Origin of the sequence: Tamlana sp. 2_MG-2023, assembly GCF_030548465.1 — a bacterium.
Taxonomy (GTDB): domain Bacteria; phylum Bacteroidota; class Bacteroidia; order Flavobacteriales; family Flavobacteriaceae; genus Pseudotamlana.
In genome coordinates this window covers 110,797-134,839 of record NZ_JAUOSF010000002.1, presented here as the reverse complement: position 1 = coordinate 134,839, position 24,043 = coordinate 110,797, and the positions used below count along the sequence as shown (strand labels likewise).

Below are 24,043 nucleotides of genomic sequence, written 5' to 3'. Positions count from 1 at the left end.
CTTATTTACTTGAGTAATTTGATTCACAATATTGAGATAAATCATTTAACGCATCCACAATCATTAATTCTACATCAGCAACAGGTTCCCTTAGTAAGATCATAGTGTTCCCGATGGTTTGTATACTTTCTTTTGAGATTTTTTTCGTTTGAATGGCTTCCGATAATAATTCTGAAACCAAAGCTAAGTTCTTAAATAACGGTTCTAAGGGTGTGATTTTAGGATTCTTTTGAAGTTGACTAAAAGCCTTATAATCATTTGTCCATTTTTGTAAATAGTTTGCTACAGAAGTACTTGCTCCTCCTTTTGTAAACTTTGAAACAGCTTTATTAAATTTTAAAGCATCGGAAGCATCAGCCACACAAGCATCGGCAAATAAGTTGAATGGCGAATAGGTTTTATATTCAATACCATCTAAGTTTCTCGCATAAATTTTCAACGGTTCACAAAGATTAGACAAACTTAATAATGAAGAAATGTCTTGATGGTTAGTCATGCCTCTTAAAATAACCGCACGATTTTTAATATGGGCTAGACCTAATTCTTCTAAATTAAAGGATACGACTTCTAAACGTGTTCTCATATTATCAACGTTATTAATTTCTTTTGGTGACCAAAAACGCTCTGCAATTGCAGCTGTTCGAGGCCAAATTCTTGAATCTATAGTTAAAGGTGTAGCTAACTCACACCACATAGTGGCTTCGCCTCCCAAAATTCTTTCACGTTCGGCGTTTGTTAATTTTACATCTCCAATAGGCTCAATGGTGTAATGGTATGCTACAGACTGCATTCTATCGATGTAAAACCCGTTGGATAATACTGTTTGATAGCCTTGTTTAGCAGCTTCAATTAAAGTACCGCCTTTGGCTAAACCTTCATTTTCGCCACGCCATGAGTGAATCACTGCCGATGTTGGCATATCGGGCGTCATAATTTCATCCCAACCCATTAACTTTTTACCTTGCTTATTCAATATTTTCTCAAGTTTCACATTGAAATAAGTTTGTAAATCATGATTTGTTTTTAAGCCATGTTTCTTCTTAAACTTCTGAATACTTTTACTTTCATCCCAATGTTTTCCTTCATTCTCATCGCCACCAATATGAAAATATTCATCTGGAAACAATGGCGTTATTTCAGCAAATAAGTTTTCAAGGAATGTATAAGTGATATCAATTGTTGGATTTAATGTAGGATCGAAAACCCCCGAAAAACGTTCAATAGAATAATCATAATCATCTTTACTCCCTAACTCTGGATAAGCTGTTAAAAATGCCGTGGCATGACCTGGAACATCAATTTCTGGTATTACACGAATACCTAATCTATCCGCGTAAGCAACCACATCTTTAATTTGTTCATGAGTGTAGAAAAGTCCGTCGGAAGCTAATGCTGTTAACTTCGGATACGTTTTAGACTCAATGCGTATTCCTTGATCATCGGTTAAATGCCAATGAAACACATTCATTTTCATGGAAGCCATGGCGTCTAAATTACGTTTTAAAACATCTATAGGCTGAAAATGTCTAGAAACATCAATCATTAAACCTCTCCATACAAATCGTGGTTCATCTGAAATAGTAACGCCAGGAATAAAGTATTCAGTAGCATTATGATCTACTAATTGTAACAAAGTAGCCAACGCTCTAGTGGCTCCAATATCTGTTTTAGCTGAAATTTTTATTGTAGAATCTTCTACAGTTAAAGTATAAGATTCGTTGTTTTTTATATCAAGTTTAGAAACCTCATCAAATTGAATTTGAATGTCTCCTTTTTTGTTTTCTAAAGGAAAGCCTTCATTTAAAAACACGCCTGTTCTATTGGTTAAGCGTCTTAAAAACTGTGTGGCCGCGTGTTCAACACGCTCTGATTGATTTGAAGTAATAGAAATAGTGAGACTACTATCTATAACAAATTTGTTTGGATGCTCTTTAATGTCCTTTGGCCAAGGCATTAAATCATACTTAGTAGACAAATTTTCTTGAGCAAACCCCAAAACGCCTGTTAAGTTTATGATTATTAATAGTATAATTTTTTTCATCTGATTAGTTTTAGGACTCAATTCATCTTGATATACTTCTCGGTAATCGTTCTATTAATTCCTGCTGCTTTAATGAGCTCTTGTCCTGTTTGGATTAGTGTATCTCCTTTCATTTTAATTTGAAAAGAGAATTTGTGGTTTTTAATTTCTTTAGCTGAGGTGTAACTTAAAATCTCTTCGTACGTCTCTCCTTCTCGTCGGTAAGTTCCTGCTCCGCTATAAAAAGTTGTATCATCGTTGATACCTTGATTGAAAAAAGCAAAATGTGAATCATTAATAATTTTAATGAATTCCGTGTTCTTTAAATCTTTAATTTTAGTTGAATCATTCTCAACAATTTCAGCATAGACCAACTTCCATGTTCCATTTATACAATTAGCAGTTGTTCTGTTATTACAATTAAAACAGGCCAATGCCGAAATTATCAAGATTGATTTCTTCATTATTTTCTAAAAATGATAACGTTTAAAAGCTTCAATAGCCGCGTATTCCGACAAGCCTAAATCGTTATATTTTTTAGCTGTTAAACGGTTTCTGTCTTCAGCACGAACCCAGAATTCTCTAGAATCTCCACCTTGAAACATCACACCGTCCTTTTGCGATTGGTGATAAAAAATAGCATGTCTTTTTCTTAAAACCTGATCTGGGCTCATTGGAACAGCCATTTCAATTTGGTAAGATTCCCACTCGTGCCATGCACCTCGGTATAACCAAACCCAGCAATCATCCATATAAGATTCCGTTTTAATTACTTTTAGAGCTTCAAACAAAGCATCTAAACATACTTTGTGTGTGCCATGCGGATCGGCTAAATCGCCAGCGGCATATATTTGATGCGGCTTTATATCTGAAATTAAACTACACATGATATCAATATCATCTTGCGATATATTGTTTTTCTTAATGGTTCCTGTTTCATAAAACGGTAAATCAAGAAAATGAACGTGATCATCGTTTAAACCAAAATAACGTGTCGCTCCTAAAGATTCACTGCGTCTAATTAATCCTTTTAACTTACGAACCTCGACAGAATCAATATCATTCGCCGTTTTGTTTTTAAGGAAATTAATAACGTCTTCTGTTTCCTTACATTCTGGGCATATTGACTGCGTAATTTCAGCAAATTTTAATGCTTCTTCATCAGAAACTGCAATATTACCAGATGTTTGATAAGCGATATGTACCTCATGACCTTGTTCCACTAGCCTATCAAAAGTACCTCCCATTGAAATCACATCATCATCTGGATGCGGACTAAAAATAATAACACGTTTTTTGGGTATAGTAGCACGCTCTGGCCTATTCGTATCATCGGCATTCGGTTTTCCACCTGGCCAACCTGTAATGGTGTGCTGTAATTTATTAAACATTTTAATGTTTAAATCGTAGGCTGTACCTTCTTCGGTAAGCAAGCCAGACATCCCATTATTGTTATAATCTTTATCGGTTAACTTTAAAAATGGTTTTTCGGTTAACTCACTAAGCCATACCACAGCTTTCAACTTTAAATCGTCATCCCAAACACAAGTAGTTACCAACCAAGGTGTTTTAACTCGTGTTAATTCTGACGCAGCTGCCTCATCAATGATAAACGTAGTGTTCTCGTGATTTTGTAAATATGTTGCAGGAACTTCAGCAGTGATTTCACCTTCAATGGTTTCTTTAAGAATTTCGGCTTTATTAGCTCCCCATCCTAGTAAAACAATACGTTTAGCTCCTAAAACAGTACCAATTCCCATGGTTATCGCTTTTCTCGGTACATTTTCTATACCTAAAAATGCCGGAGCTGCATCAACACGCGTGATATGATCTAAAGTAATACTTCTTGTTCCTGAATTGTAGTGTGAACCAGGTTCGTTAAAACCAATATGCCCCGTTCTACCAATTCCTAAAAGCTGAAAATCTAAGCCACCATAGGATTTTATTTTCATCTCATAGTCAATACAGAATTGATATAAATCTTCAGAGCTTACAAGACCGTCTGGGATATTTATATTTTCATCTAAAATATCAATGTGATTGAATAAATGTTCATGCATAAAATAAAAGTAACTCTGTAGGTTACCTTTATCCATAGGATAATATTCGTCTAAGTTAAACGTGACAACGTTTGCAAAACTTAAACCTTCTTCCCTATGCATTCTTACGAGCTCTTCATAAACCTTTATTGGTGAAGAACCAGTTGCTAAACCTAATACACAAGGCTTATTTTGTTTCTCTTTTTCTCGAATTAAATCTGCTATTTCATGGGCTACAAGAACCGAAGCGGCTGTAGAATCATTAAAAATAACATTGTGTATTTTTTCAAATCGAGTTTCTTCAAACATACCTGCTTTTGTGTATGCTATATTTTTATGATTTGCAATTTTCACGATATACTGTTTTTCTTTTAAATACTTTTTATTAAAGCAAACGGAAAACCGAAATTCTCCGCTTGCTTACCATCAACAAACTAAACTAAACGTTTAATCAACCTAAACTTAAAAATTTGGTGCTCCGGTATCCCACCAAAGTCTTGTCCCTCCGTTATCAGGACCTTTTAATGTGCTAATCGCTGCATCTACATTGGCACCATTGGTGTTTTTCTCAACATCAACGAAATTGATTCTTCGAATCTGAATATCTGTATCGATAGCTCCACCACTGTTGTTTATTACTACTGGAAAAACTCTTGGATATCCAGTACGTCTAAACTCACTCCATGCTTCCATGCCATCAGGGAACATGGCAATCCATTTTTGAGTGATAATTTGCTCTAATTGCTCTTCATTAGTTCCTGCATCGTTATACGCAATGGTTACATCACTAGGGTATGCATAATTATTAGTAGGGTTTTTGGCATCAACAAAATCGGCTGGTGTACTTGTTGCATCAGCTAAATAAGCGTCTACACCACTTGCTCCTAATTCTGCAAAAGAAGCACGCACACCTGCTTCATAATTAGACTTGGCATCACCTGCTCCAGCCCAACCTCTTAAAGCAGCTTCTGCTTTTAAGAAAAGAACTTCTGCAGCGGTCATCCACGTTTTGTGTGTACCCTCTACAACTTCACCAACAGTAGAGTGGCTACCATACTGCGCCTTTGTATCTAATTCAATTCCCATACGAATTCCTTTATAGTCTCCTAAAGTAGGATCTGCCGGTGCGTTGAAGAATTTTGTAATTCTATTGTCATTGAAACCTTTTAAAATAGACTCCATTTCTGCACTCATTAAAATATCTCCCCAACTGTTACTTATAGTGAATATTGGGTGAACAAAGCCATTCATATCTACCTTCATGTCTTCAGTCGTCATTAAACCAACCGGGCTTGATAAGGCTTTTTCTCCTTCTATTTTAGCTAATGCAGGATCTACTTTAGATACACGAATCGCTAAACGTAAACGAATAGAGTTTGCAAAAGTTCTCCATTTTGAAATATCTCCAGCTAAAGTTGATTGATCAAATGGTATAAACTGTACAGCATCAACATCGCTTTCTAAGCCAGCTATTGCTTCATCTAGATCTGCGAAAAATGCTTTATACGCTTCTTCTTGAGAATCGTATTCACCAGTAGTGTCGTAATCATCAAATTTTGAGTAGCGAATTGGGCCGAACACATCAGAAATACGTTGCATACCTAATACTTTTACGATATTCGAGAGGTATACAAACTTCATTCCACTAGGATCACCAGATAATTCTACTTGCTCTTTAATCTCTCTGGCGTAAGGCATAATACCATTACCGTCGTTAGCATCATAAGCGTCGCTCCAAATAAATCCGTTCCACCCATTAACCAATGCATAAGTTTGATTATTAATGTTACCTGCAAAATCTGTAGGCGCCGTCATATATCCTGAAAATACATCAGCATTTAAATTTTGCTGTAATTGGTAGTTCCAAGATGGTTCTACACGTATTATATTAGAAAATAAAGGTGAAAACCTAGATCCAATATGATTGTTTTGTTGTGTTAAGCTTTCTTGAGAAATCCCATAAGGATTTGTATTAATGTCTTCGAAATCTCCAGTACAGTTGGTTAAACTCATGGCCACAACTGAAGCCATTGTATATTTAAGTATATTTTTCATATTTCTTTAGAAATTTACGTTAATGTTTAAACCTACACTTCTAGTTGAAGGTTGGTTATAAATGTCTACTCCTTGTAATCCCATTCCTGTACTAGCAGCAATGTTTGGATCGAATGGTGCATCTTTATAGAAAAAGAAAAGGTTGTTTGCTATTACTGAAAAGTTAATATTGTCGATAAAATCACTTTCACCTAATTCTAACTTATACCCTACTGAAAGTTCTCTTAAACTTACATTCGAAGCATCGTAAACATACTCTCCTAACATACCATCTCTACCTCCAATAGCAGCGTAATATTGCTGTGCCGTTATTTGTGAACTTGCACCATTTTCGTCAACAACATTTACCATACCTCCGTTTGTGTTTCTTGCATTTGCAGTAGTTTGAGACACACCGTATTTATCATTTACAGCTTCAGTGACACTCATCACTTCTCCGCCAAATTTACCATCGATTAAGAAGTTTACATGGAAGTCTCCTATTTCGAAACTGTTGTTCCATCCTAGTGTAAAATCTGGTTGTGCATGTGCAACAGTTTCAAAATCTGTAGACATTAAAGTTCCTGTAGAACTAATAACTGGAGTACCATTTTCATCTCTAACTAGTGAGCGCGCTTTAATACTACCAAAATCTTCTCCTTCAATAAGTGCATATTCGTAACCATTAACACCACGTGCAGTAACAATAGCTTCTCCATCTTGTAATGAAGGGTGTACAGCCACCACTTTGTTATTGTTTTGTGCAAAGTTTATAAAGGTATTCCACTTAAAGTTATCACTAACAATTGGTTTACCGTTTAATACTAATTCAATACCATCACTAGAAATCTCACCAGCATTTACAATGTTTTGAGAATACCCATTAGGATTAGGAGCTGCTTGAATGTAAAATATTTGATTTTCAGTTTTTGTGTTATAGTATGTAAAATCAAGACCTAAACGGTTTCCAAAAAAGCGCCATTCTGTACCAACTTCAAATCCTTTTTGACGTTCTGGCTGAAGCGTTTCACCTTCTATAGGAGCAAAAGGAGCAGTACCTATCCCTGTATTTGTATTATTTATTGTGTTTAATGGAATGGTCGCATACACTGGAATATCTTTACCAACTTCAGCATAAGATCCTCTCACTTTAGCAAAAGAAATACCTTCACCCATATCAAACATTTCAGTTAAAACACCAGTTAAACCAACAGATGGGTAGAAAAACGAATTCGAATCTGTGTTCACTAATGTTGAAGACCAATCGGTACGTCCTGTAACATCTAAGAAAAGCATATCTTTAAACCCGAAGTTTGCAGATCCAAAAACAGATTGTACTTCTCTATTACCAACAGACTGTCTTATGTTATTTGTATTTGCAAAGTTTGCGATATTAAATACATTCGGGTAATTTAATCCAGCGCCATCACGACCTGAATCTAAATATGTTTGATCTCCAATTTGATACTTTGTTAAACTAGTTCCTAAAAGTCCAGTGAATGTAACAGCTTCAGAGAAATCTTTATTATAAGAAGCAATAAAGTCTATGTATTGTTGTGTGTTTTCTGTTTTTTCTAAAACATAACGTCCGTTATCTCCAGAGTTTACTGGATCTGTTCCTGCATATTGTCTTTTATCGAAAGTGAAAAATGTTTTATCATAACTTCCTCTAGATTGTAAAGAGAATGCATCTGTAATTTGATATTTAACCGATACGTTGGCCAAAACACGTTGAACGATATCTTCACTAGGGTTGCGGTTAATTAACCAGTATGGATTTTGCTGAATATTCTCATCAAAAGATGAAGCATATTGATCCATTTGGTTCAAATTCGCATTGAAATATTCAAATTTATTTTTATAAATATCTCTATCAATTCCAACAGGTTGTAAATAAACAGCAGTTAATGGATTCGAGTACAAACCATTTGTTGGCCTGTTACTAATACGTTGATCTGATAAATTAATGTTAGCAGAAACATCAATTTTATCTTTTAAAAATTTAGCAGTTTCACGTAAAGTAAAGTTGTTACGCTTTAAATTGTTGCCTGGAATAACCCCTTCTCCTAAAGTATTTGCGTAAGAGAAATAAGTTTGAGCTTTCTGGTTTCCTGCAGTTAATGATAATGCATTAATCGCCGTATACCCCATAGTAAAGAAATCGTGAGCATCATTACTTAAGTTACTAGCTTTAGCACCCCAAGATTTAGCATCGGCAACACGACCATTTTCAGCAATTGGTTGACCTACTGAAGCACTTTGGTATTCCGATTGTAATTCAGGTAATGACATCACATTATCAACAGTAAAACTAGAATTAAAGTTTACAGATAATGATCCTTCCTTACCCTTTTTAGTAGTAATTAAAATTACACCATTAGCACCTTGACTTCCGTAAAGTGCTGAAGCCGAAGCTCCTTTTAAAACAGTCATACTTTCAATATCATCCGGGTTAATTAACGACATCGCATCACCACCATCACGGTTACCAGTTTGGCTACCAAAAATATCAGTACCTGGCTCATTTCCGTTAGAACCATTACCACTGTTTAGCATTGGAATACCATCAATAACATATAACGGATCGTTATTAGTTGTAGACGTATTACCTCTTAATACTACTTTTGTAGCACCTCCTAAACCAGAAGAACTTCTTGAGATTGTAAGTCCGGCAGACTTACCAGATAAACTATTAATAGGGTTGGTTTGCTTAACACGCGTTAACTCATCCCCACCAACTTCTTGTGCCGAATAAGTAAGTGCTTTACGCTCCTTTTTAATACCTAAAGCCGTAACTACAACAGCTTTAAGCTCTTCCGCATCTTCTTCTAGCTGTGCGTTAATTACGTCTTGCTGCCCTACTGTAATTAATTTAGTTGTCATTCCTAAATAAGAAAAGGCTAAAACGTCACCTGAATTCACTGTAAGTGAATAATGTCCATCAAAATCTGTTTGGGCACCGTTAGTAGTACCTTGTACCGTAACATTAACTCCTGGTAACGGAATCCCATCCGCCTTTGAAGTTACTGTTCCCTTTATTTCCTTCTCTTGTCCAAACGAAAATTGAACAGCAAATAATAGAAAAGAAAACAAGAAAAATGTTTGTAAGTTTTGTTTCATAATTTGATTGTTTTGTTTTTTTAAGTTGAGCCAAACTATCTAATATTAAATTTCTTTTAAAAAATTTTATATAAACGACACGATTTAACACACAGACAACATTTTGTAAACGATTAGTGCATATTGGCTTTCAAAGTATTCGTCTTTTTATTGCTAATTAATAAATATATCACTAAAATTGTTGAATCTTAATAAGATTTTAATAACAAAATCAACATAAAGCTAAAATTATTTCAACACATAATAACAAATCGACTGTTAACATTCCAATCAAATATCATATCGTATTCTGGTTGAGCTACTTCCTTTTCAATTTTGTAAGATGGGGGAGTTATTTTAATGACTATTGGTATTCACTAAAATCAAACTTAGTAGAATTCCCTATTCATATTATAATAGTATATATCAATATCTATTATTTAATACCACGCTATATTCTTCGGAAAAAATACCTGATTTATATTTTATCACTAGCCAGTATGTTATTTATGGTTTACTTAGTTAGAACAGGCTTGAACTATGTTTTAGTTACTGAAGAAATTTGGCCAGAAGCAGAAACACCTGGTAATTTTATGGAGCTGAATCATATTATTGCCGTAGTTTTAGGTGAACTTTATGTGATTGGTTTCACAACAGCCATTAAAATTGTTATTGATTGGTCCATTGAAAAACGACTTAATGAAGATTTAGCGAAACTACAAATGAGTACCGAACTTAAATATTTACGCACTCAAATTCAGCCACACTTCTTCTTCAATACATTAAACAACTTGTATGCTTTAACATTAAGTAAATCGGATAGAGCACCACATCTGGTTTTAAAGCTATCGGATATGATGCAATACATTTTATATGAAGTAAAAAGCTCAAAAGCCAGTTTGCTTCAAGAAATAAATCATATCAACAACTTTATAGATATTGAACGCATTCGGTTTAATGATAGTGTTGAAGCCGAAATGGACATTACAGGAGATATTGAAGATGTATGCGTGCCGCCACTACTCTTACTTTCCTTTGTTGAAAACTGTTTTAAACACGGTATGAAACAGAATGATAAACTTAAAATTAACATGAGCTTTGAAGTTTTGAACTCTGGTTTTATTGAAATTAATATTATAAATAACTTTAACCCCAATGTTTTAAAAGTAGAAAACGGCGGCATAGGAAATCAAAACGCTAAACGACGACTTAATCTACTGTTTGCAAATAATTATGTTTTGTACTCTACAGTAGAAGATAATTTATATAAACTGTATTTAAAAATACCTACCCAATGAAAATTAAATGCATTATTATTGATGACGAACCTCTTGCTATTACGGTAATTGAGAGTCATTTAAAAAACTTCGATCATATTGAGATAGTTGAAACTTTTAACAATCCATTAAAAGCATATCGTGTTTTGGAACAGGAAAAGATTGATGTTATTTTTCTAGACATCAATATGCCAGAAATGTCGGGATTTGCATTTATAGATAACCTAAGCTATAAACCACTTATCGTTATTACCACAGCCTATCGTGAATATGCTATTAAAAGTTACGAACTCAATATTTTAGATTATTTGGTTAAGCCTATACCTTTTAATCGCTTCTTAAAAACAGTAAATAAAATATACCAACAAGTTTTTGTAAGTAATATGGCGGTTGATGCTAGCTTACAACAAGAACCTCATATTTTTCTGAAAGTCAATAAGAAACTTATAAAAATCAATTTAAACGACATATTATACATAGAAAGCCTAAAAGATTACATTAAAGTCATCACGAAACTAGGGGATCATGTGGTACACAAATCGCTCTCAGCGATTACTGAAGAATTGCCACACTCTAACTTCATGCGTATTCATAGATCTTATACGGTTTCCATCAATAAAATTAGTGCTTTAGAAGGCAATACTGTAGAAATTTCAAGTAGAAAAATCCCTATAGGCCGAAACTACACCAAACAGGCTAAAGAACGCATTTTCAATATAAACGACGATAAAGATAACTAACTCAAATATTAAGAATTTTAAAAAACAACCATGTCTAATAACCAAACAACTACTTCTACATCAGAAAAAAACACTTTAGTTCCTATAATGATTATAGCGGGACTATTTTTCATATTCGGATTTGTAACCTGGATCAATGGCGCCCTAATTCCATTCATGAAAACCATTAACGAACTTACCGATGCCCAATCATATTTAGTGGCTTCAGCCTCTTATATTTCCTTTGTTGTAATGGCCTTGCCTGCATCTTATATTCTCAATAAAATAGGATACAAAAAAGGGATGTCCTTAGGATTAATTATTATGGCTGTTGGGGCTTTATTATTTATTCCTGCTGCAGCAGCAAGAACCTATTGGATGTTCTTAACTGCTATTTTTATACAAGGCGCTGGAATGACCTTACTTCAAACGGCTTCCAATCCTTACATCACTATTTTAGGTCCCATTGAAAGTGCCGCAAAACGTATTGCCATAATGGGCATTGCGAATAAAGTAGCAGGTGCTTTAGGTTCAGTGATTTTCGGAGCCATTTTATTATCTGGAATCGATGAGATAAAAGAAAAATTAACTCTGGTTGATGCTTCTGAAAAAGCAACGTTACTAAACACAATGGCAGACAGCGTGGTGACACCATATCTCATTATGGCTGTGGTGTTAGTAGTTTTAGGGCTATTAATATTAAAGGCACCGCTACCAAATGTTGAAGCTGCCCCTATTGAAGTTTCCGAAACTGGTGAAAAAGCAAAGTCTAGTATCTTTCAATTTCCACATTTATGGTTGGGCGTGTTAGCCTTATTCCTTTATGTAGGCGTAGAAGTTATCGCTGGAGATACTATTATTTCTTATGGTATTTCATTAGATATCCCTGTTGAAGACGCCAAATTTTTTACCCTATTTACCTTAATGGCGATGGTAGCTACCTATGCCGTGGGTGTATTTTTAATCCCAAAATACGTGAGTCAAGCAACTGCTTTAAAAGCTAGTGCTATCTTAGGCGTGCTTTTATCGTTTTGTATTGTATTCACAACAGGGTTTACTTCTGTATTGTTTGTTGCTGCCTTAGGTATAGCAAACGCTTTAGTGTGGCCTGCTATTTGGCCTTTAGCACTAACAGGCTTAGGGAAATTCACAAAAACAGCCTCTGCCCTACTAATTATGGCTATTTCTGGTGGTGCTATTATTCCGCCGCTTTATGGGGCGTTGGTAGATAGCAAAAAAGAAGATTTAATTGCTTTAGGAAGTGATACCGTTGCCGCTACTGCGGAAGCTGCTTCTTACGGGTATTGGATTTTATTGCCATGTTACGCGTTCATTCTTTATTATGCTTTTTTCGGTCATACACTCGGACTAAAAAAAGCTTAAACAAAAAGCTATATGACTACAAATAAGCGCATTGAATCCGTAGATATTCTACGGGGTATGACTATTATTGCCATGATTTTGGTAAATACACCTGGAGATTGGGGCCATGTTTACGCCCCACTCCTGCATGCCGAATGGCACGGGTTAACTCCTACAGACTTGATATTTCCTTTCTTTTTATACATTGTAGGCATCTCCATTTATTATGCCTACAAGAGTAAACCGAACACACTTAGCACTTATAAAAAAGTTGGGATTAGAAGTTTAAAACTTATCGGTTTAGGTTTATTTCTAAACTTGTTTACGCCACTTTTCCCCTTTGTAGTTGATCTTGAAACTTGGCGCATTCCTGGAGTACTTCAGCGCATCGGGATTGTATTTTTTATAGTGTCTATACTTTATTTAAACTGCAATTGGAAACAACTTTTTGGTATAGGCTTAACATTACTAATTGGCTATTATTTGTTCTTAGGTTTTGTGCCATTGTCAAACACAGGAGAACTGCCAACGTTTGATAGAGCCTCAAACAACTGGGCCAATTATTTAGATTTAAAAATTCTAAAGAAACACATGTGGCAGCCAGATTACGACCCTGAAGGTCTTATTAGCACTATTCCCAGTATAGCTTCCTGCCTTATTGGCGTTTTAATAGGTAAGGTTTTAGACCTTTTATCTCCTTTTAAACCACTTTTATTAATTGCAGCTGTTTTACTAATTATAGGCTATAATTTCAGTATTCTATTCCCGATCAACAAAGCCATTTGGAGCAGCAGTTTTGTACTAGTAACTAGTGGCTGGGGGACTCTTATTTTAGCTATTATTTATTATTTAAGAGATGTGAAACGATATAAATTTGGTTCTATTTTCAAATATATTGGCACCAATGCCATAACTGTATATTTCTTATCGAGTTTTATTTCAAAATGTATGTATAGCATCAAAGTGAATGAAAATCATAACATACATTCATGGCTTTACAACACTTTATTTTTTCCAGATTTATTGAGTGCGAAATTAGCTTCCTTAGTTTATGCACTTGTTGTAGTATTCTTTTACGGCTATTTAGGGTATTGGATGTATCAAAAGAAGATATTTATTAAGGTTTAATAAGCTAAATTTAGAACATTTAAACACCAAAATCCAACAGATTAATTCCCACTTAAAACTTCCGTTTGGTTCAATAAAATTAATATTCACAAATCGCAGCGCATTGTTTGAATGCTTGCCTCAATATTTTATCTTTGCAGCCTTTAAATTAGGATAGATATTTATGAAAATTTCATATAACTGGTTAAAACAATTTATAAAAACAGATTGGACACCAGAACAAACTAGCGAATTACTTACAGATTTAGGACTTGAAGTTGAAGGTTTAGATGCCTTTCAATCAGTAAAAGGAGGCTTAGAAGGTGTTGTTGTTGGTGAGGTATTAACTTGCGAAAAACACCCTAATGCAGACAAGCTTAAAATCACAACAGTAAATATTGGTGAAGATTCGCCGCTACAAATTGTTTGTGGCGCTCCTAATGTTGCTGCTGGACAAAAAGTACCAGTAGCTACAATTGGTACTACGCTTTATACTGAAGAAGGTGAAGCTTGGACCATCAAAAAAGGAAAAATTAGAGGTGAAGTTAGTTTTGGAATGATCTGCGCCGAAGACGAATTAGGCTTAGGAAAATCTCATGACGGTATTCTAGTTTTAGATGATGCAATTGCTGTTGGAACGCCTGTTGCTGATTTATATGATGTTGAAAATGACCAAGTTTTTGAAATTGGTTTAACACCAAACCGTGCCGATGCCATGAGTCATTATGGTACTGCCAGGGATTTAAAAGCAGGTTTAGCTCAGAAAGAAATAAATGTTGAATTAATTACCCCATCGGTAAGTGCGTTTAATGTTGGAAGTCGTATCCTAAAAATTGATGTTGATGTCAAAGATAAAGAGTTAGCACCACGTTATTGCGGACTAACAATTTCTGGATTAAAAGTAAAGGAATCACCGGCTTGGTTGCAAAACCGTTTAAAAGCTATAGGTTTAAGTCCAATAAACAATATCGTTGATGCTACCAATTATGTTTTACATGATTTAGGGCAACCGCTTCACGCTTTTGATGCTAATAAAATTGAAGGCAACAAAATTGAAGTTAAGACCTTAGACGCTGGAACTAAATTTATAACACTTGACGGTGTTGAACGCGAATTACACGCCGATGATTTAATGATTTGTGATGCAGAAAAACCAATGTGTATTGCAGGGGTTTTTGGAGGCGCACATTCAGGAGTTACCGAAGGTACTACAAGCATCTTTTTAGAAAGTGCTTACTTTAATCCTGTGAGTGTTCGTAAAACAGCCAAACGTCATGCTTTAAACACCGATGCTTCTTTTAGATTTGAACGTGGTATCGACCCGAACATTACAGAATATGCTTTAAAACGTGCAGCTTTGCTAATTCAAGAGATTGCTGGCGGCGAAATAACAAGCGATATTATAGATTTTTATCCGAAAAAGATAAATGATTTTGAAGTTCGTTTAAGCTTCGAAAATGCAAAAAAATTAATCGGTGAAGAAATTCCGAAGGAAATTATTAAACGTATTTTATCTTCATTAGAAATAAAAGTAAATAACGTTACCGAAACTGGTTTAGGTTTAACCGTTCCTGCATACAGAAATGATGTGCAACGTGAAGCAGATATTATAGAAGAAATTCTTAGAGTTTACGGTTATAACAACGTAAAAACCACTAAGAAATTAAATGCTTCTATCGCGACAACCTCTCGTTTTGAAGATTATAAAATTCAAAATATTATTGGGAACCAATTAGCGTCTCAAGGCTTTTATGAAATCCTTTCAAACTCGTTAACCACACCTAATTACGTTAAGCTTAGCGAACAATTACAAGATGAACATAATATTACAATGTTAAATCCTTTAAGTGGTGATTTATCTGTTTTACGTCAATCTTTATTGTTTTCTGGATTAGAATCGATTTCATTTAATATCAATAGAAAACGTGGTGATTTAAAATTCTTTGAATTTGGTAAAACTTACCATGGTTACGGAGATAAACGTGAAGAGTTTAAGCATTTATCTCTTTTTGTAACTGGTAATCAAAGTGCTGAAAAGTGGCATGATCAAAATAAAAAGAGTGATTTCTTTTTAATGAAAGGCCTTACCATCGCCGTTTTAGAGCGTTTAGGTATTTCAAGAATTAAAGAAACTCCTATTTCTAACGATTTATTTTCTGAAGGATTAACCATTAGCTTAGGGAAAAATAAATTAGTTGATTTCGGAATTGTAAAGAAACCTATTCTGAAACATTTCGATATATCACAAGAGGTTATTTATGCTGACTTTAATTGGGATGCTATTTTAGACGTTGTTAAACATAACAACATTAAGTTTAAGGCCATACCTAAATTCCAACCAGTTCGTCGCGATTTCGCCCTGTTATTAGATGATAACGTTACGTTTGAAGCTATCTACAAACTTGCAAAACAAAGTGAAAAGCAAATTTTAAAAGACGTAAATTTGTTTGATGTTTATCAAGGTAAAAACTTACCAGAAGGAAAAAAGAGTTATGCGGTTAGTTTCACACTTTTAGATGAAAACAAAACGCTTAACGATAAGCAAATTGATAAAATTATGAAGAAGCTTCAAACTACTTTTGAAACACAATTAGGAGCTGAACTGAGATAGATTGCTATTAAAACTATTTATAAAGAAAGAGCCGTATCATTAATGTTGATATGGCTTTTTTGCTTTTTAGGCTATTCGTCAACCTGAACTCGATTCAGGTTCTCATCAACTTTAGCGATGAGTTCCAACGTTTTTCAAAATTTTCGAAGTGAGTCTCGACCAGATATTCTACCCAAATTTCAACTTAAAACAATACAACTAGCTACTATCCACTATTAATAATATTTCGTATCTTTAGTATAGAACACAAAAACCTAATATCATGTCTGATTCAAATTTCACAAAAGTATATACTGGCGATTTTATTATTGTAAAACGTATTGTTTCCGAATTGGAAAATGAAAATATTAGTCCGATTGTAAAAGATCAAACAGAATCTGCACGACTTGCAGGCTTTGGTGGAGGAACTTTTCCTGGTTTTCAGGAGATTTTTGTAAACAACGACGAACTCACAAAAACGCTTGAAATTGTTAGCAGCATTACCGCTAGCTTGGAAGATAATTAAAATAAACACTTCAAACTGCTGAAACATCGTCAGCATTATGGTTGATAAAGCAAAATTAAAAATCTTATAAAAAATCCAGTGAATTATTTTTACTGGATTTTTTTTGCAATTAAAACCATCATTAATCCACTTATTTATAACATAGTACGAAATTTTATCCCTTCATAATTTATATAAACATTATGAATGTGTATCTTTTCATGAGATTTTCATGTTAACCAACAATAGATTATGTATATAAAAACCACCCTCAATAAAGGAATAACAATTCCTAGTTTAATATTCATTTTAGTCATTTGTTTAATTTCTGCCATTTACCCTACCCTTGCTGAAAATCTTTTAAATCAGATAAAATCTTTCATTTTCATAAATTTAAACTGGGTGTATGTCTGGTCTGTGACATTATTTGTAATCTTTTTAGTTTATTTAATGTTTAGCAAATACGGAAACATAAAACTAGGCAGTAACAGCAGTAAGCCTGAGTACACTTTTTTCTCATGGATTTCTATGCTTTTTGCTGCTGGTATGGGAATTGGACTCATGTATTTTAGTGTCGCTGAACCCATGCAACATTTTACAAATGAAGTGTTTTCGGCTAAAGATGAAATACAACGTGCTAAAGACGCACAACTTTACACCTTTTTTCATTGGGGCATACACGCTTGGGCCATTTACGGTATGGTAGGCTTATCTCTTGCCTATTTCACCTACCGTTACAAACTCCCGCTTTCATTACGAAGCTGTTTATATCCGCTTTTAAAAGATAAAATAAAAGGTAAATGGGGAAACGCCATTGATGTATTTGCATTATGCAGCACTTTTTTCGGCATTACAACAACACTAGGTTTTGGTGTAGTACAAATAAATTCAGGTTTACAAACTTTAAATGTTGTTCAAGACCATAATATTACCATTCAAATAATAATAGTGACCGTTTTAGTATCACTTTCCATTATTTCAGCTGTATCAGGATTAGATAAAGGTGTAAAATTATTAAGCAGCATTAATATCATAGGTGTCGTCTTACTACTTCTATTCGTTTTATTCTTAGGACCTACGGTTTATTTAATAGGAAGTTTTACCGAAGGTTTAGGTAATTATATCACAAATTTCTTTAGTCTCACCTTTAATACGCATGTGTATGAAGCATCTACCCAACAATGGTTTTATGATTGGACCATTTTATATTGGGCTTGGTGGATTTCTTGGTCTCCTTACGTTGGTATATTTATAGCTAAAATTTCAAAAGGAAGAACCATACGTGAATTTATAGCCGCTGTACTTATTGTACCTACCCTATTCAATTTTATTTGGATGACTGTTTTTGGAAACAGTGCCATATGGCTAGATATGAACATTGCTGATGGTGCTCTTGGACTTTTATCTGGAAACCCAGACGCTTTAATGTTTGAGTTTTTAGATTACCTGCCCTTAACCGAATTAATGAGCTTTTTAGTTATTGCTATTATCATAATCTTTTTTGTAACTTCAGCAGATTCAGGCATGTTTGTTATGAATAGTATTTCTACAAAAAATGCTAAAATTTCTCCAAAATGGCAGACCGCAAGTTGGGGTATTCTATTAGCTATTTTAGCTTTAGTTTTACTCAATGCGGGTGGACTTAAAGCCCTACAAAGCATGACGCTTATCACAGCGCTACCTTTTTCGATTATCGTTTTACTGTTTATTATTTGCTTGGTAAAAGCACTTGTTTTAGACAAAAATTATTACGACACGGAGTATTCAATAGCCACAACGTCATGGTCTGGTACTTTATGGAAAAATAGGCTACAGCAAGTCATAACCTATGAAGACAAGAAATCTACCAATACATTTATTGAAAGCACCGTACACAAAGCCTTTGTTGAACTCCAAGAGGAGTTTAAAAACAATGATGTTGAAGCCAAAGTAAGTGCTTTTGAAAACCCTACACGTGTCGAAATTGAAATTCAACACGATATGGTTAACAATTTTCTTTATGGTGTAAAGAAGGAATCAAAATCTGTTTCCGAACTTTTAGTAAACGATGATAATTTTAGCGGTATAGAAAATGACACCGCTTATATACCTATGACTTATTTTAATGATGGCCGAGATGGTTATAATGTATACTTATTTACTAAAAATGAACTCATTTCCGATGTTATAAAGCATTACGAGCGTTTTATTGAAATTATTTCTGAAGATAAAAATGCCATGTTTGTAAGTACAGATGCAAATAGTAGGTTGCGCTAAATTTTAATACTGATTCAATATAATAACTGATTAATAATAATAATTATTCTATTTTTTGAAGTATGAGGCTTACTCCTCCTTTGTTGTCTTGACTCTTAATTGGTAAGTTACTCGTTTAAAAGTGAAACTACATCGTAGCTACATTGACTAGACAATAAACATAAAAAAATCCAGTGAACGCTATTCACTGGATTTTTTGTTCCTACTCAATTTAAGGTTGTGTTTAAAAACTAAACCTCAAACTGCTTTAATGTTGTTGTTATAATATTTACACAATCCAACAATTGTTCTTTAGTCATCACCAATGGTGGTGCAAACCTGATAATGTTACCATGTGTTGGTTTTGCTAACAAGCCGTTTTCCTTCAGTGACATGCAAACATTCCAAGCGGTATCACTATCTTCATCATCATTAATCACGATCGCATTTAGCAGGCCTTTGCCTCTTACTAAACTAACGATACTACTGGTTTCAATATATTTATTTAATTCAGCACGAAATAAATCACCTAATTCAGAAGCGTTTTGGGCTAAGTTTTCATCTCTAATCACTTCCAAGGCTGCTGTTGCAACTGCTGCCGCTACAGGGTTTCCTCCAAAAGTACTTCCATGGTTTCCAGGCTTAATAACATTCATAATATGATCATTAGCTAAAACAGCCGAAACAGGATAAACACCTCCACTAATCGCTTTACCAAGAATTAATACATCTGGTTTTACGTTTTCATGATCTACAGCAAGTAATTTTCCTGTACGTGCGATTCCCGTTTGCACTTCATCCGCAATAAAAAGTACATTATACTTTTCACACAGCGCTTTTGCTTTAGTTAAATACCCTGCATCTGGAACATAAACCCCAGCTTCACCTTGAATGGGTTCAACTAAAAATCCAGAAACATTAGGGTTGTTCTTTAAAGTCTCCTCTAAAGCATCAATGTTATTGTAATCAATTTTAATAAATCCCTTTGTATAAGGTCCAAAGTTTTTACGTGCTATAGGATCGTTTGAAAAAGAAATAATGGTTGTTGTTCTTCCGTGAAAATTATTTTCACAAACAATAATTTCAGCTTCATTTTCGTCAATGCCTTTTACTTCATATGCCCATTTTCTACAAAGCTTCAATGCCGTTTCTACAGCTTCAGCTCCTGTATTCATTGGTAATAGCTTGTCGAAGTTAAAATATTCGCAAGCAAATTTTTCAAACTTTCCTAAAGCATCATTATAAAAAGCTCTTGAAGTTAAGGTTAGTGTTTGGGCTTGTTGTACCATGGCGTTAACAATTTTTGGGTGACAATGCCCTTGGTTAACAGCAGAATAAGCCGATAAAAAATCATAATATTTTTCACCTTCTACATCCCATACATACACACCTTCTCCCCTATTTAATACTACAGGTAGCGGATGGTAATTGTGTGCACCATACTTGTTTTCTAATGTAATCGCTTGTTGCGAAGTTAATTGGTCTAAAACAGCCATTTTAAAAAATTTAAAAGTTTGCATCTACCTTAATAGATGCTTAAAATAACCATTCCTTCTCTACCTTTATCCTTCCGAAAAGTCTCGAAAATTCAGCGTGGGAGAGAAATCATCCCTAGAACCTGCAAATTACTAATTATTGGGTATTTTAAAGCATATTTATCATAATCTTATAACTTTAGAAGTGAAAACTTCAAAAAGAAAATAACTATTTTCAACTTCAATCAATAAAGTATAAAGGAGTTCATTATTTTTGCAGCATGGCAAGAAGAAAAACAAGAAAACAAGTTTTTGAAAACGTTGAGGTAATAGATGCAGGTGCAAAAGGTAAAACCATTGCAAAAGCACCAGATGGTAAGGTTATTTTCCTTCCAAATGCTGTTCCTGGCGATATTGTAGATGTACAAACGTTTAAAAAGCGTAAAGCTTATTATGAAGGAAAAGCAACGGTTTTTCATAAACTCTCTGATAAACGTACCGCCCCGCAATGCGAGCATTTTGGTACTTGTGGTGGTTGCAAGTGGCAAGATATGGCCTACGAGCACCAATTGTTTTACAAACAAAAGGAAGTGACCAATAACTTAACCCGTATTGGCCATATCGAACTTCCTGAAGTAACGCCTATTTTAGGTTCTGAAAACCAATATTTTTACAGAAATAAAATGGAATTTTCGTTTAGTGATAGCCGATGGTTAACACTTGAAGAAGTTCAATCTGATAAGGATTTAGGCGATAGAAACGCACTTGGTTTTCATATTCCTGGTATGTGGGATAAGATTTTAGATTTGAATAAATGTCATTTACAAGCCGATCCTTCAAACGCGATTAGAAACGCCGTTAAAGCCTTTGGTATTGAAAATAACCTAGAGTTTTTCAACACCAGAAACCAAACAGGTTTACTGCGTACTATGATGATTCGCACCTCTACGACAGGCGATATTATGGTGATGGTTCAGTTTTTTAAAGAAGATAAAGAAAAACGTGAATTACTATTAGATTTTATTGCTGAAAAATTTCCAGAAGTAACCTCTTTACAATATGTTATTAACGGAAAAGCCAATGATACCATTTACGATCAAGAAGTGATTTGCTACAAGGGTAACGATCATATTTTTGAAGAAATGGAAGGTTTGAAGTTTAAAATAAATGCGAAATCTTTTTATCAAACGAACTCTGATCAGGCTTACGAACTTTATAAAATAACAAGAAACTTTGCTGGGTTATCAGGCAATGAACTGGTTTATGATTTATACACAGGTACAGGAACTATTGCCCAATTTGTCGCAAAAAAAGCACGTAAAGTGGTTGGTGTAGAAGCTGTTCCAGATGCGATTACTGCCGCAAAAGAAAATGCACAATTAAATAATATTGACAACGTTGAATTCTTTGTGGGTGACATGAAAAATGTGTTTAACGCTTCCTTTATTGAAACTCACGGTGAACCTGATGTGATTATTACCGATCCACCACGTGACGGTATGCATAAAGATGTTGTGCAACAAATATTAAACATTGCTCCTAAGAAAGTAGTTTATGTAAGTTGTAATAGCGCAACACAAGCTAGAGATTTGGAACTTATGGACGCCCAGTACAAAGTGATTAAAACACAAGCCGTTGATATGTTTCCACAAACGTTTCATGTGGAAAATGTTGTACTTTTAGAGCGCCGTTAGGTTTAACATTCATTTGCAAAACTAAACCCTATTTTCAGGAATTGTAAGAGCGATTATTAAAAATAAATAATGAAATATTTAAAAATACTTATTGCCCCTATTCTACTAGTTTTAGGTGTTTTCATAGCTATTGCTTGCGAACCTGACGACATTTGTCCGGAGGGTACCGCAACAACACCGCGGCTTATCATCGACTTCTACGATGTTATTAATCCCGACACTCAAAAAAATGTATTTGATTTAGTTGTTGTTGGTGTAGGCAACAATAGTGTGTTATCTGGTTATTCTTTTGTTGATACCGATGAAGTGCTTTTGCCTTTAAAAACGGATGATAACACTACGCAATATGCGCTAATAGCCAACGCCACTGTAAATGACAATGGTACGCCTGACGATGAGTCTGATGATTTTTTAGAAGGAAACCAAGATATTATTAGTATAAGTTATAGCCGTGAAGAAGTTTATGTATCTCGTGCTTGTGGTTATAAAACCATATACAAAAACGTCACTTTAACTATTGAAGATGATGGTGATAACTGGATGCTTTCTAGACAGCCTATAACCGAAAATCAATCTGTAGAAAATGAAAATGAAGCCCACTTTATTGTATCGCACTAGCCTTATCGTTTTCTTTTTGGTGGCTTCGATAAATATTCAAGCTCAAAACGATAGTATTCCTGAAATCAACAAAACTGTAAAAACGGTAGATTCTAGTAAAACCAAGAAGGTTAAAGAATCTAAAGACGCTGTAATTACTACTAATGATTCTACCAAAATAAAATTAAAATACGGACTTCGGGTTGGTGCTGATTTTAGTAAGTTATTGAGATCTGCACTTGACGATGATTATCAGGGTTTTGAAATTAATGGAGACTTTAGATTATCTAAACATCTATACGCTGCCGCAGAAATTGGTACCGAAGAAAAAAATACGATTACAGATTACATGGATATCAGCACGACAGGAGCCTATTTAAAAGCTGGCGTGGATTACAACATGTATGATAATTGGCTAGATATGGACAACATGATCTTTGCTGGCTTTAGAGTTGGAGGGAGTGCTTTTAGTCATGATTTGAATGAAGCTACTATTTATACTACAAATCAATACTGGACACCACAACTAACACTTACCGACAAACTGGAATTCAACGATTTAACAGCCTTTTGGGCAGAAGTACAACTTGGAATTAAAGCAGAAGTCTTAAAAAACCTATACATGGGACTTAATGTACAACTTCGTTTTCTGGTAACCGATACCGACCCAGGTAATTTTGAAAATGTATACATTCCTGGCTTTGGTAAAACCTATGATAGTAATGGTATTGGTGCTGGTTATGGTTATACTATAGCTTATAGAATTCCGCTTTTCAGCAAGTATAAATAGTTTTTAAAAACTTAAACAATGATAACTTTAGCCTGATGTGTAATTGGAAAATTACACGAATTTGCTATAAAACATAAAGCATTTGCTTTTTCATGTAACTTCAATGCCAATTCTTTTTGAGCGCTGTTTTTAATTGTAACCACAGGACTTAAAATAACTTTAGTAAAACTGCCACTTCCTGTAGATTGCACTTCTAATATACCCTCGGCATGATCTGAATACTCTAAAACTTCAATATTATTTTGCGAACAAACGTATAAATAAGACATCATATGGCAAGACGCTATTGCAGAAAGCAATAAATCTTCAGGATTGTGTAAACGTTCATCACCTCGAAATGGCTTTGCTGCGGAAACTTCTAGATCTTGCTTTTTATCTACTATATGAACCGTATGATTTCTACTGAAACTTCTTGGGTTTGTCGTAGTTTCACCTTCAGAAAGTGTCCAATTGACTTGTGTTTTGAATGTGTGGTTGAATGGCATGAGGTTCTGTAGCTG

At 34.4% G+C, this 24,043-nt stretch carries 17 protein-coding genes; 10 read left to right on the top strand and 7 right to left on the bottom strand.

Annotation, left to right across the window (positions count from 1 at the left end; translation table 11 throughout):
- Position 1: 1 nt before the first annotated feature.
- From Q4566_RS03665 to Q4566_RS03645, 5 genes are all read right to left on the bottom strand, one after another.
- Complete coding sequence (locus tag Q4566_RS03665; RefSeq protein ID WP_303418355.1) at positions 2 to 2,041, bottom strand: beta-N-acetylhexosaminidase; 2,040 nt, start codon at positions 2,039 to 2,041, stop codon at positions 2 to 4.
- Positions 2,042 to 2,058: 17 nt separating this feature from the next.
- Complete coding sequence (locus Q4566_RS03660) at positions 2,059 to 2,484, bottom strand: hypothetical protein (RefSeq protein WP_303418354.1); 426 nt, start codon at positions 2,482 to 2,484, stop codon at positions 2,059 to 2,061.
- Positions 2,485 to 2,490: 6 nt separating this feature from the next.
- Positions 2,491 to 4,368 (bottom strand): glucosamine-6-phosphate deaminase, encoded by a 1,878-nt coding sequence (nagB, locus tag Q4566_RS03655; RefSeq protein WP_408056942.1) that lies wholly within the window; start codon positions 4,366 to 4,368, stop codon positions 2,491 to 2,493.
- A 153-nt stretch (positions 4,369 to 4,521) separates the two neighbouring features.
- Positions 4,522 to 6,114, bottom strand: a complete 1,593-nt coding sequence (locus tag Q4566_RS03650; RefSeq protein WP_303418351.1) for a RagB/SusD family nutrient uptake outer membrane protein — start codon at positions 6,112 to 6,114, stop codon at positions 4,522 to 4,524.
- Positions 6,115 to 6,120: 6 nt separating this feature from the next.
- The gene (locus Q4566_RS03645; RefSeq protein WP_303418350.1) at positions 6,121 to 9,213 is read right to left on the bottom strand and encodes a SusC/RagA family TonB-linked outer membrane protein; all 3,093 of its coding nucleotides are present in this window, start codon (positions 9,211 to 9,213) and stop codon (positions 6,121 to 6,123) included.
- A gap of 488 nt (positions 9,214 to 9,701) precedes the next feature.
- On the opposite strand from Q4566_RS03645, the gene Q4566_RS03640 reads away from it, so the two are divergent.
- The 7 genes from Q4566_RS03640 (at position 9,702) to Q4566_RS03610 (ending at position 19,008) form a co-directional block, all read left to right on the top strand.
- Complete coding sequence (locus Q4566_RS03640) at positions 9,702 to 10,490, top strand: sensor histidine kinase (RefSeq protein ID WP_303418348.1); 789 nt, start codon at positions 9,702 to 9,704, stop codon at positions 10,488 to 10,490.
- Positions 10,487 to 11,209, top strand: a complete 723-nt coding sequence (locus tag Q4566_RS03635) for a LytTR family DNA-binding domain-containing protein (RefSeq protein WP_216068607.1) — start codon at positions 10,487 to 10,489, stop codon at positions 11,207 to 11,209. Before Q4566_RS03640 ends, Q4566_RS03635 begins: the two co-directional genes overlap by 4 nt.
- A gap of 30 nt (positions 11,210 to 11,239) precedes the next feature.
- The gene (locus Q4566_RS03630) at positions 11,240 to 12,571 is read left to right on the top strand and encodes a sugar MFS transporter (RefSeq protein WP_303418344.1); all 1,332 of its coding nucleotides are present in this window, start codon (positions 11,240 to 11,242) and stop codon (positions 12,569 to 12,571) included.
- A 12-nt stretch (positions 12,572 to 12,583) separates the two neighbouring features.
- A complete protein-coding gene (locus tag Q4566_RS03625; protein ID WP_303418342.1) occupies positions 12,584 to 13,678 on the top strand; it encodes an acyltransferase family protein in 1,095 nt (364 codons plus the stop codon).
- Positions 13,679 to 13,841: 163 nt separating this feature from the next.
- Entirely contained in the window at positions 13,842 to 16,268 is a 2,427-nt protein-coding gene (pheT, locus tag Q4566_RS03620; protein ID WP_303418341.1) for a phenylalanine--tRNA ligase subunit beta, read from the top strand.
- A 262-nt stretch (positions 16,269 to 16,530) separates the two neighbouring features.
- On the top strand, positions 16,531 to 16,773 hold the full coding sequence (locus Q4566_RS03615) for a putative signal transducing protein (RefSeq protein WP_303418339.1): 243 nt from the start codon (positions 16,531 to 16,533) through the stop codon (positions 16,771 to 16,773).
- Between the two features lie 231 nt (positions 16,774 to 17,004).
- Positions 17,005 to 19,008: a BCCT family transporter gene (locus tag Q4566_RS03610; RefSeq protein WP_303418337.1), complete on the top strand. Its 2,004-nt coding sequence runs from the start codon at positions 17,005 to 17,007 to the stop codon at positions 19,006 to 19,008.
- 230 nt (positions 19,009 to 19,238) lie between these two features.
- Here Q4566_RS03610 and rocD read toward each other — a convergent pair whose 3' ends face one another.
- On the bottom strand, positions 19,239 to 20,483 hold the full coding sequence (gene rocD / locus Q4566_RS03605; RefSeq protein ID WP_303418334.1) for an ornithine--oxo-acid transaminase: 1,245 nt from the start codon (positions 20,481 to 20,483) through the stop codon (positions 19,239 to 19,241).
- A 260-nt stretch (positions 20,484 to 20,743) separates the two neighbouring features.
- Here rocD and rlmD point away from each other — a divergent pair, with 260 nt between their 5' ends.
- The 3 genes from rlmD (at position 20,744) to Q4566_RS03590 (ending at position 23,543) form a co-directional block, all read left to right on the top strand.
- A complete protein-coding gene (gene rlmD, locus Q4566_RS03600) occupies positions 20,744 to 22,156 on the top strand; it encodes a 23S rRNA (uracil(1939)-C(5))-methyltransferase RlmD (protein WP_303418333.1) in 1,413 nt (470 codons plus the stop codon).
- Between the two features lie 69 nt (positions 22,157 to 22,225).
- A complete protein-coding gene (locus Q4566_RS03595; protein ID WP_303418331.1) occupies positions 22,226 to 22,774 on the top strand; it encodes a DUF6452 family protein in 549 nt (182 codons plus the stop codon).
- Positions 22,740 to 23,543, top strand: a complete 804-nt coding sequence (locus Q4566_RS03590) for a DUF6048 family protein (protein WP_303418329.1) — start codon at positions 22,740 to 22,742, stop codon at positions 23,541 to 23,543. Before Q4566_RS03595 ends, Q4566_RS03590 begins: the two co-directional genes overlap by 35 nt.
- An 11-nt stretch (positions 23,544 to 23,554) precedes the next feature.
- On the opposite strand, the gene Q4566_RS03585 is transcribed toward Q4566_RS03590, so the two are convergent.
- Positions 23,555 to 24,028, bottom strand: a complete 474-nt coding sequence (locus Q4566_RS03585; RefSeq protein WP_303418327.1) for an OsmC family protein — start codon at positions 24,026 to 24,028, stop codon at positions 23,555 to 23,557.
- Between the last annotated feature and the right edge of the window lie 15 nt (positions 24,029 to 24,043).

Excerpts from the sequence above, each read along its gene's own strand:
- Q4566_RS03665 (WP_303418355.1), bottom strand. The coding sequence starts at position 2,041 with ATGAAAAAAATTATACTATTAATAATCATAAACTTAACAGGCGTTTTG.
- Q4566_RS03660 (WP_303418354.1), bottom strand. The coding sequence starts at position 2,484 with ATGAAGAAATCAATCTTGATAATTTCGGCATTGGCCTGTTTTAATTGT.
- nagB (WP_408056942.1), bottom strand. The coding sequence starts at position 4,368 with ATGTTTGAAGAAACTCGATTTGAAAAAATACACAATGTTATTTTTAAT.
- Q4566_RS03650 (WP_303418351.1), bottom strand. The coding sequence starts at position 6,114 with ATGAAAAATATACTTAAATATACAATGGCTTCAGTTGTGGCCATGAGT.
- Q4566_RS03645 (WP_303418350.1), bottom strand. The coding sequence starts at position 9,213 with ATGAAACAAAACTTACAAACATTTTTCTTGTTTTCTTTTCTATTATTT.
- Q4566_RS03640 (WP_303418348.1), top strand. The coding sequence starts at position 9,702 with ATGGTTTACTTAGTTAGAACAGGCTTGAACTATGTTTTAGTTACTGAA.
- Q4566_RS03635 (WP_216068607.1), top strand. The coding sequence starts at position 10,487 with ATGAAAATTAAATGCATTATTATTGATGACGAACCTCTTGCTATTACG.
- Q4566_RS03630 (WP_303418344.1), top strand. The coding sequence starts at position 11,240 with ATGTCTAATAACCAAACAACTACTTCTACATCAGAAAAAAACACTTTA.
- Q4566_RS03625 (WP_303418342.1), top strand. The coding sequence starts at position 12,584 with ATGACTACAAATAAGCGCATTGAATCCGTAGATATTCTACGGGGTATG.
- pheT (WP_303418341.1), top strand. The coding sequence starts at position 13,842 with ATGAAAATTTCATATAACTGGTTAAAACAATTTATAAAAACAGATTGG.
- Q4566_RS03615 (WP_303418339.1), top strand. The coding sequence starts at position 16,531 with ATGTCTGATTCAAATTTCACAAAAGTATATACTGGCGATTTTATTATT.
- Q4566_RS03610 (WP_303418337.1), top strand. The coding sequence starts at position 17,005 with ATGTATATAAAAACCACCCTCAATAAAGGAATAACAATTCCTAGTTTA.
- rocD (WP_303418334.1), bottom strand. The coding sequence starts at position 20,483 with ATGGCTGTTTTAGACCAATTAACTTCGCAACAAGCGATTACATTAGAA.
- rlmD (WP_303418333.1), top strand. The coding sequence starts at position 20,744 with ATGGCAAGAAGAAAAACAAGAAAACAAGTTTTTGAAAACGTTGAGGTA.
- Q4566_RS03595 (WP_303418331.1), top strand. The coding sequence starts at position 22,226 with ATGAAATATTTAAAAATACTTATTGCCCCTATTCTACTAGTTTTAGGT.
- Q4566_RS03590 (WP_303418329.1), top strand. The coding sequence starts at position 22,740 with ATGAAAATGAAGCCCACTTTATTGTATCGCACTAGCCTTATCGTTTTC.
- Q4566_RS03585 (WP_303418327.1), bottom strand. The coding sequence starts at position 24,028 with ATGCCATTCAACCACACATTCAAAACACAAGTCAATTGGACACTTTCT.